The organism is Stutzerimonas stutzeri (assembly GCF_000952685.1).
GTDB lineage: Bacteria > Pseudomonadota > Gammaproteobacteria > Pseudomonadales > Pseudomonadaceae > Stutzerimonas > Stutzerimonas stutzeri_E.
This window is the reverse complement of the sequence record NZ_JYHV01000036.1, coordinates 25,734-34,984: the sequence shown is the minus strand read 5'-3', so window position 1 is coordinate 34,984 and position 9,251 is coordinate 25,734. Positions and strand designations below refer to the sequence as shown.

At 65.8% G+C, this 9,251-nt stretch carries 3 protein-coding genes; all 3 read left to right on the top strand.

Features of this window, described 5'->3' with window-relative positions:
* Positions 1–19: 19 nt before the first annotated feature.
* The 3 genes from UF78_RS18650 to UF78_RS18640 all read left to right on the top strand — a co-directional run bounded on the left by UF78_RS18650 (position 20) and on the right by UF78_RS18640 (position 9,061).
* The gene (locus UF78_RS18650; protein WP_268988833.1) at positions 20–7,081 is read left to right on the top strand and encodes a non-ribosomal peptide synthetase; all 7,062 of its coding nucleotides are present in this window, start codon (positions 20–22) and stop codon (positions 7,079–7,081) included.
* A gap of 73 nt (positions 7,082–7,154) precedes the next feature.
* Entirely contained in the window at positions 7,155–8,090 is a 936-nt protein-coding gene (locus tag UF78_RS18645) for an alpha/beta hydrolase (RefSeq protein WP_045163722.1), read from the top strand.
* A gap of 218 nt (positions 8,091–8,308) precedes the next feature.
* Entirely contained in the window at positions 8,309–9,061 is a 753-nt protein-coding gene (locus UF78_RS18640) for a FadR/GntR family transcriptional regulator (protein WP_045163721.1), read from the top strand.
* Positions 9,062–9,251 lie beyond the last annotated feature (190 nt).

Here is a 9,251-nt window from a genome sequence, read left to right as displayed (position 1 = left end):
CGGCAACAGCCACGCGGCGCTGATCAACCGTCTGCACTGGATGCAGAAGGAGTACGGCCTGACGTCGGCTGATCGCGTCCTGCAAAAGACCCCGTTCAGCTTCGACGTCTCGGTCTGGGAATTCTTCTGGCCGTTGCTGACCGGTGCGGCGCTGGTGGTGGCCGAGCCAGGCGCGCACCGCGATCCGCTGGCCTTGCGTCAGGTGATCAACGAGGGCGACGTCAGCGTGCTGCACTTCGTGCCGTCGATGCTGCAGGCCTTCGTAGCCTCCGGTGAGCTGGAACAGTGCTCGTCGCTCAGGCAGGTGATGTGCAGCGGCGAGGCATTGCCCTACGCACTGCAACAGCAGTTCCGCCAGCGCCTCGCTGCCAAACTGCACAACCTCTACGGCCCCACCGAGGCGGCTATCGACGTCAGCTACTGGGCTTGCGAGGAGGAAAACGAGCGGCACATCGTGCCGATCGGTCGGCCCATCGACAACCTGCGCCTGTACATCCTCGACGCCTGGTTGGAGCCGGTACCGCAAGGCGTTGCCGGCGAACTGTACATCGGCGGCGTGGGCCTAGCACGGGGTTATCACGCACGGCCGGGGCTGACCGCCGAGCGCTTCGTCGCCGATCCGTTCGGCGAAGGCGGGCGCCTCTATCGCACCGGTGACCTGGCGCGCTGGCGCGAGGACGGGGCCATCGAGTACGTCGGCCGCATCGACCATCAGGTGAAGATCCGCGGCCTGCGTATCGAGTTGGGCGAGATCGAGGCCCGACTGCAGGCCCATCCGCACGTCGAAGAAGCGGTGGTGGTGGCGCGAGACACGCCGCAAGGCAAGCAGCTGGTGGGCTATGCCGTGGCGAGCTGCGAGGGCGACCTGCTGCGCCAGACCCTGGCCGAGCAGTTGCCGGACTACATGGTGCCGGCGCGCATTCTGGTGCTGGATGCCATGCCGCTTTCACCCAACGGCAAGCTGGACCGCAAGGCCCTGCCGGAACCCGACCTCAGCCAGCCGCAGGCCGATTACCAGGCCCCGGCGACGGCGCGCGAAGCCTTGCTGGCGGATATCTGGCAGGGCGTGCTGGGTGTGCAGCGCGTCGGCCGCGACGACAACTTCTTCGAGCTGGGCGGTGACTCCATCGTCTCCATCCAGGTAGTCAGCCGCGCCCGCCAGGCGGGATTGCAGCTCAGCCCCAAGGACATGTTCCAACATCAGACCCTGCGCACTCTGGCGGCGGTCGTGCGGGACGCCGCAGTGCAAGACGTGCAGGGGCCGGAGCAGGGTGAAACGCCGTTGCTGCCGATCCAACGGGCATTCCTCGCCACGCCCATGCCGCGCCGTGCTCATTGGAACCAGGCGCTGTTGCTGGAGCCCCGGGAAGCGCTCGATCCTCGGCGGTTGGCCGAAGCTTTGACGGCATTGGTCGCTCATCACGACGCCCTACGTCTGCGTTTCGCCGCCGACGGCCTTCACGCCGGGCATGCCGAGCAGCCGAATCCCGATCTGCTCTGGCTGCGTGAGGCGGCGGACGCCGGCGAGCTAAAAATGCACTGTCACGCTGCCCAGACCAGCCTCGACCTGGCGCGTGGCCCGTTGCTGCGCGTCTTGCTGGTGACCATGGCCGACGGCAGCCAACGGCTGTTGCTGGCGATCCATCATCTGGTGGTCGATGGCGTGTCCTGGCGCATCCTGCTGGAAGATCTGCAGGCGCTCTACCGGAGCCAACCCCTGGCGCCGCGCGGCAGTTCGTTCAAGCGCTGGGCGCAGCACCTGGGTGAATGGGGCGGCAGCGAGGAACTGGCGGCGGAACGAGCCTACTGGCGGGCTCAACTGGACGGCACCGCTGCGGCGCTGCCTGATGCTCGCACTGACGTCCGTCTGGTCGAGCGGGAGGCGTATACGCTGCGTCTGGAACTGGACGAAGCCAACACCCGCGCACTGCTGCAACAGGCCCCGGCGGCCTACCGCACCCAGGTCAACGATCTGCTGCTCACGGCTCTTGCCCGCACGTTGTGCGCCTGGACCGGCGCCGACAGCGCCTCGCTGATGCTGGAAGGACACGGCCGAGAAACCCTGTCCGAGGACATCGACCTGAGCCGCACGGTGGGTTGGTTCACAAGCCTCTATCCGGTGCGTTTGCATGCCGGTGGCGAGCCAGCCGCGGCGATCAAGTCCGTCAAGGAACAGCTGCGCGCGGTTCCGCGGCGTGGTCTCGGCTACGGTTTGCTGCGTCATTTCGGCGAGGGCCTGGATGATCTGCACGAGCCGCGCGTGACCTTCAACTACCTCGGCCAGTTCGATGCCAGCTTCTCCGACGATGCACTGCTGCGGCCGGCCAACGAAAGTGCAGGGCCGAACCGCGATGGCGAGGCACCGCTGGGTAACTGGCTGAGCATCGATGGGCAGGTACTCGATGCCCGCCTGGGCCTGCGCTTCACCTTCAGCCGCGAGATGTTCGATGCCACGACGATCGAGGGAATGGCCCGCCGCTATCTCGATGAATTGCGCGCATTAATCGCTCATTGCCTCGCCGACGAAGCGGGTGGCGTGACCCCGTCGGACTTCCCCCTGGCAGATCTCAATCAGGCGCAGCTCGAGGCGCTCGACCTGCCACCGGCGCAGATCGAGGACCTCTATCCACTGTCGCCGATGCAGCGAGGCATGCTGTTCCATGCCCTCGACAACCCGGGCTCGGGGCTCTACGTGAACCAGATCAGCGTGGCGGTGGAGCATCTCGACCCGTCGCGCCTGCAAGCCGCTTGGGCTCAGGTAGTGGCCCGCCACGAAACGCTGCGCAGCGGCTTCCTCTGGCAGGGCGGGCTGCGTCAGCCGCTACAGGTGGTACACCGCCAGGTACCTGCTGAAGTGCGGGTGATCGAAGGCGAAACGGACGTCGTCGCCTTCGCTGAACGCGACCGTGCCGAAGGCTTCGATCTCGCCCGGCCGCCCTTGCAGCGCATGAGCCTACTGGCGTTAGGCGATGGCCGCTGGCAGTTGATCTGGACCATGCACCACCTGCTGACGGATGGCTGGAGCGGAGCGCAGCTGATCAAGGAGGTGCTGCAGGTCTACGCCGGCGAGTCATTGCCGTCGCCGATCGCGCGCTACGCTGATTACATCGCCTGGCTACAGCGCCAGGACGCGATCGCCGCCGAGGCCTTCTGGCGTGAGCGGCTCGCCGGGCTGGATGAGCCAACATTGCTGGCAGACTGCTTGCCGCGCCCGTCGGAGGGCTGCGGCCATGGCGTGACCTACAGCCGCTACGACACGACCGCCACCGAACGCCTGCGTGCCTTCGCCCGCCGCGAGCGAGTGACACTCAACACGCTGTTGCAGGCCGCCTGGCTATTGCTTCTACAGCGCTACACCGGCAAGCGCCGAGTGGCTTTCGGCGCCACGGTCGCTGGCCGTCCGACGAATCTGCCCGGTGCTGAGGGGCTGCTGGGGCTGTTCATCAACACCCTGCCGGTGGCCCAGGCGCCGGCGGCGCAGGCCGAACTCGGCGACTGGCTGCGCGAGCTGCAGGCATACAACGTTGAAGTCCGCGAGTACGAATACACGCCGCTGTACGACATTCAGCGTTGGGCCGGGCACAGCGGCCAGGCGCTGTTCGACAGCATCATCGTGTTCGAGAACTATCCGGTCGACGAGGCGCTCAAGCAGGGCGGCGGCAAAGGTCCGCGCTTCGGCGAGCTGGTGTCCAAAGATGTCACCAGCGTGCCGATGGATCTGGCCATACGGCTCGGTGAGGGCCTGGAAATCGAGTACCAGTACCTGCGCAGTCATTTTACGGACGAGGCGGCGTTGCGTATTCGCGCCAATCTAGAGCAGATTCTCACCTCGATGCAGGAGGGCGGCGACCGGCGCATTGCCGATCTGGCTTGCCTGAGTGTCGCCGAGCTGGACGCCCAGGCGCGCTTGCACGGCCAGGCGCCGGCCGTCGAGGGCTTCGAGCCGGTGCATCTGGTGATTGCCCGGCATAACCGTGAGCGACCGGATGCCTGCGTGCTCATCAGCGAAGGCACACGCCTTGAACGCAAGACCCTGGAGGAAGGCTCCAACCGCCTGGCGAGGCGCCTGATGGCGCTTGGGGTCGGCCCCGAGATGCGTGTCGGTGTGGCCCTGCCGCGCGGTGTCGAGCTGCCCTTGGCGCTGCTCGCGGTGCTCAAGGCCGGCGGCGCCTATGTGCCGCTGGATGCCGACTACCCACGCGAGCGCCTGGCCTTCCAGATGCAGGATGCCGGCATCGCCCTGTTGCTTACCGACAGTCGTCTGCGCGACCGTTTGCCCCTGCCCGAGGGTGTCGCTTGCCTGGAGCTGGACGGGCTCGAGTTGTCCGGAGAGCACGCCGAACTTCCGCAGGTATCGTTGCAGCCGGGCAACCTGGCCTACCTCATCTACACCTCCGGTTCCACCGGCCAGCCCAAGGGCGTGGCGGTGGCCCATGGCGACATCGCCATGCATTGCCGTGCAATCGGCGAGCGCTACGGGATGGGCCCGAACGATCGCGAGCTGATCTTCATGTCGTTCGCCTTCGACGGTGCCCATGAACGCTGGCTAACCGCGCTTAGCCACGGCGGTAGCCTGCTGATCCGCGGCGATGCGCTGTGGGCACCGGACCAGACCCTGGAGCAACTGCGCGAGCATGCGGTGACCGTCGCCGCGTTTCCGCCAGTCTACCTTCAGCAATTGGCTGATCAGGCCGCGCGTGTCGGGCATGCCCCGAGCATGCGGATCTACTGCTTCGGCGGCGATGCGGTGGCTGAGGCGGCCTTCGAGCTGGCCCGTCACAACCTGCGTGCCGAACATCTGATCAACGGCTACGGGCCGACCGAGACCGTGGTCACGCCGTTGCTCTGGAAGGCTGATGCAACGACCCGCTGTGAAGCGACCTATGCGCCCATTGGCACGGCGGTCGGCTCGCGCCGGTTGTACATCCTCGACGAAGCGCTGCGCCCAGTGCCGTTGGGTGTGGCTGGCGAGCTGTACATCGGCGGCAGTGGCCTGGCGCGGGGTTATCACCAGCGCCCGGAGCTGACCGCCGAGCGTTTCGTCGCCAATCCATTCGGCGAGCCGGGTGGCCGCATGTACCGCACCGGTGACCTCGTGCGCGGTCGCTCCGACGGGGTCGTCGAGTATGTCGGGCGTATCGATCATCAGGTGAAGATCCGCGGTTTCCGTATCGAGCTGGGCGAGATCGAAGCCCGTCTGCAAGCCCATCCTCAGGTGCGCGAGGCCGTGGTGGTCGCCCGTGAAGGTGCGAGCGGCAAGCAACTGATCGGCTACGTGGTCGGCGACGTTGATGGCGACACCTTGCGCAGCTACCTGCGCACTGGGTTGCCCGACTACATGGTGCCGGCCCAGATCATGGCACTGGAGCGCCTGCCGTTGTCGCCTGCCGGTAAAGTCGACCGCAAGGCTCTGCCCGAGCCTAGCTGGGAGGGGAGCGGCTATATCGCGCCGCGCAACGACGCCGAGCGGATGCTGGCGGCGATCTGGGCGCAGGTGCTGCAGGTCGAGCGGGTCGGCATTCACGACAATTTCTTCGACCTGGGCGGTGATTCGATCCTCAGCTTGCAGGTGGTGTCCCAGGTGCGCCAGGGTGGCGATCCGGCGCTGGACATTCGCCTGCGTGATCTCCTCCAGTACCAGACCATCGCCGCGCTGCTGGAACGGCGCGACGCACAGCCCGCCCTCGCGGCCGAACAATTCACTGCATCGGCAGCGCAGGATGGCGACTGCTTCGGCCTGCTGCCGATCCAGCAATGGTTGTTCGAACAGGGCCTGCAAGAGGCCGACCATTTCAACCAGTCGGTGCTGCTGGCGTGCCGGCAGCCGCTGGACTGCGAACGGCTCGAAGCGGCGCTGCGCGCGGTCCTCGGTGAGCACGGCAGCTTGCGTCTGGCGTTCCAGCGGGGCGCGGACGGTCAGTGGCGCCAGCGTCAGCAAGGCATGGACGCGCTCCGGCTGGATGAGGATCCGCTGCTGTGGGTCCGGCCGGCGGTCGACCCCGCGGCGATGGTGGCCATCGCCAATCAGGCCCAGCGCAGCCTGTCCATCGCCGACGGACGCCTGTTTCGGGCGGTCTACAGCGAAATGGACGACGGTAGCCGACGTCTGCTGCTGGTGGCGCACCACCTGGGGGTGGATGGGGTGTCCTGGCGCATCCTGCTGGCGGAGCTGAAACAGACCTACCGGCGCCTGTGCGAAGGGCAGGCAGCGAGCTTTCCTGCACCGAGCTGCAGCTACCAGGCGTGGGCCGATGGCTTGCGCGGCTATGCCGGGCATCCCCGCCTGGCGGCGGAACTGCCTTACTGGCTGGCACAGACCGAGCCGGCCGGATTGGTCGATCTGCCTCGCGACAACCCGCGTGGGCACGCCCGGGTGGCCTATCGCGAGCAGGTGCAGTGGAGCCTTGCGCCGGAGCAGACCGAACGACTGCTGAAGGTCGCCCCGGAGGCCTATCGGACGCAGATCAACGATTTGCTGCTGACCGCTCTGGGCCGCACACTGTGCCGCTGGAGCGACAGCGCCTCGGTGCTGGTCGGCATGGAAGGTCATGGTCGTGAGGACCTGTTCGATGATCTGGATCACAGCCGCACCCTGGGTTGGTTCACCAGCCTGTTCCCGCTGCGCCTGACACCGGGCGAGGGCGGTTACGCTGAAGCGATTCCGGCGGTCCGTGATCAGCTGCGCGCCTTGCCGCAGAGGGGCATCGGCTACGGCGTGCTGCGCTATCTGGGTGACGAGTCGACACGTCGACGCCTGGCGGAGCGGGCGCAGCCGCAGGTCATCTTCAACTATCTGGGGCAGTTCGATCAGGGCTTCGACGACCAGGCGCTGTTCGCGCCGGTGCAGGAAAGCGCCGGTGATGCCTACGCCGCCAGCGCGCCGCTGAATGCATGGCTGGAGATCGTTGGCCAGGTCTATGAGGGGCGATTGAGCCTGCGCTGTGTGTTCAGCCGACGCCTCTATCGCCGTTCGACCATCGAGCAGCTGATGGCCGGGCTGCAGGAAGAGCTGCAGGCGGTGATCGAGCATTGCTGTGCGACGCACGGTGAACGCCAGGAACAGGCGTGCCTGCCCGCATGAACCATTCATCAATCAACTATCCAGCGCTGGTCCGGCGACATGCCGGGCCGGCGATCCCTTGAGTGAGGTTGCAATGCTGCATCAGGAACTTTCCGCTTTTCTCGATATGGTCGACGAACGCCGCCAGAGTGGGCGTCCGGCCCTGCATGAGTTATCGGTCGAGCGGGCGCGAGAGGAATTCGAGGCCGCTTCGCAAGCCTTGAAGGCCGGTGCGCCTCGGATCCCAGTGGAGCAACTTGAGCTGGAACTCCCAGGGCGAACCCTGCCTGCGAGGTTGTACCGCCCGACGCCGCAAAGCTCGGCGCCGGTAGTGCTGTACTTCCATGGGGGTGGGTACGTGGTTGGCAGCCTGGAGTCCCACGACGGTTTGTGTCGGACCTTGGCCGAGGCCTGTGGCTGTACGGTGCTGGCGGTTGGCTACCGACTGGCGCCGGAGCATCCGCTTCCCGCCGCGCCTGATGATGCGCGGGCGGCCTGGGAATGGCTGCGGGTTCGGGCCGCTGGACTCGGCATTGATCCAACCCGGGTGGCGGTGGCTGGCGACAGCGCCGGCGCCACGCTGGCCAGCGTCCTGGCGGCGCAACTGGCGGCGGAGGGCGGCCCATTGCCCTGTGCTCAACTGCTGTTCTACCCGGCGGTGGATGCTCAGGATGGAAGCGAATCGCGCGAATTGTTTGCCGACGGTTACCTGCTGGAGAGCGCCACGCTGGAGTGGTTCTACCGACAATATGCACCGGAGCAGTCGCAGCGGTATGACTGGCACTGCTCCCCGTTGTATGCAGGCGAACGGCTGCGCGGCAGCGCCGCGGCGTTATTGCTGATCGCCGAGTTCGATCCTCTGGTGGACGAGGGACTGGCCTATGCGAAGGCGTTGCAGGAACAGGGCGTGGATGTCGAGGTGACGCTTTGCCGAGGGTTGACCCACGACTTCCTGCGCATGTCCAGCCTACTGCCCGACGTGGCCGCGTACTTCCACCAGATCGCCCGCTTTCTTCGCGAGCGCTGGTGACGGGAAGAGCCAGGCTTGCACCTACGAAAGCGTCGGAATCATTGAACCTGTCATCGGGTAAGACCCGCCGCGCCCCTTTCGCTGTCTTCTCAAACGGCGAGATGCCCCGTCAGGTTTGGATACGACGCTGGCTTACCTATATCCGGTCGTCGGATAGTCATCGTACAACCACTGGGCTATGATACAGATTACTTCGCTTCAATGAGATCGATGTGTCCATGGAAAACCAGAGCGCTCAACCACGCGTCCGCCGGAAGCACCGCAGTCTTGCACAGGAACTGGTCACGGAGCTGTCCCAGCAGATACGCGACGGCCTCATCAAGCGCGGAGACAAGCTGCCCACCGAGTCTGCAATCATGCAGGCGCAGGGTGTAAGCAGGACGGTGGTGCGCGAAGCGATCTCACGCTTACAGGCGTCCGGTCTGGTGGAAACGCGTCACGGCATCGGTACCTTCGTACTCGACACGCCCAGTACCACGGGTCTTCGCATCGACCCGGCAACCATCGGCACGTTGCGTGACGTATTGTCGATTCTCGAGCTACGTATCAGCCTTGAGGTCGAGTCAGCCGGGTTGGCGGCGATGCGTCGTACTCCAGAACAACTGGCGGCGATGCGCGCGTTCCTGGATTCGCTGCAGCAGAGTGCGGCACTGTCCAGCGAAGCCGCGGTTTCCGATTTCCAGTTCCACCTGCAGATTGCCGAGGCAACCGGCAATCGCTATTTCACCGACATCATGAATCACCTCGGTACAGCGATCATTCCGCGCAGTCGACTCAATTCGGCCCGCCTGGCGCACGATGACCAGCCGCACTATCAGCAACGCCTCGGCCGAGAGCATGAGCAGATCTACGACGCCATCGCTCGCCAGGATGCCGAATCCGCTCGCGCCGCGATGCGCCTGCACCTGACCAACAGCCGCGAGCGGCTGCGCCAGGCGCACGAAGAGGCTGAAACCGACAAGGTTGGGTGAACCTCAGCGCTGGTTCATGGCCATGCCGGCGACGCGTACCGCAGCAGAGGCTCGCAGTGCAGCGGCGCTATACCGGGCTCATGGATGAGTCCACCGGTAATCAGCTGCTCCTCTAACGTCCAATACCGGCTTTTCTAGCGCCACTCGGCGACTCAGCGTTCCGTCGTGTTAACGAACGATCGCCGGTGTG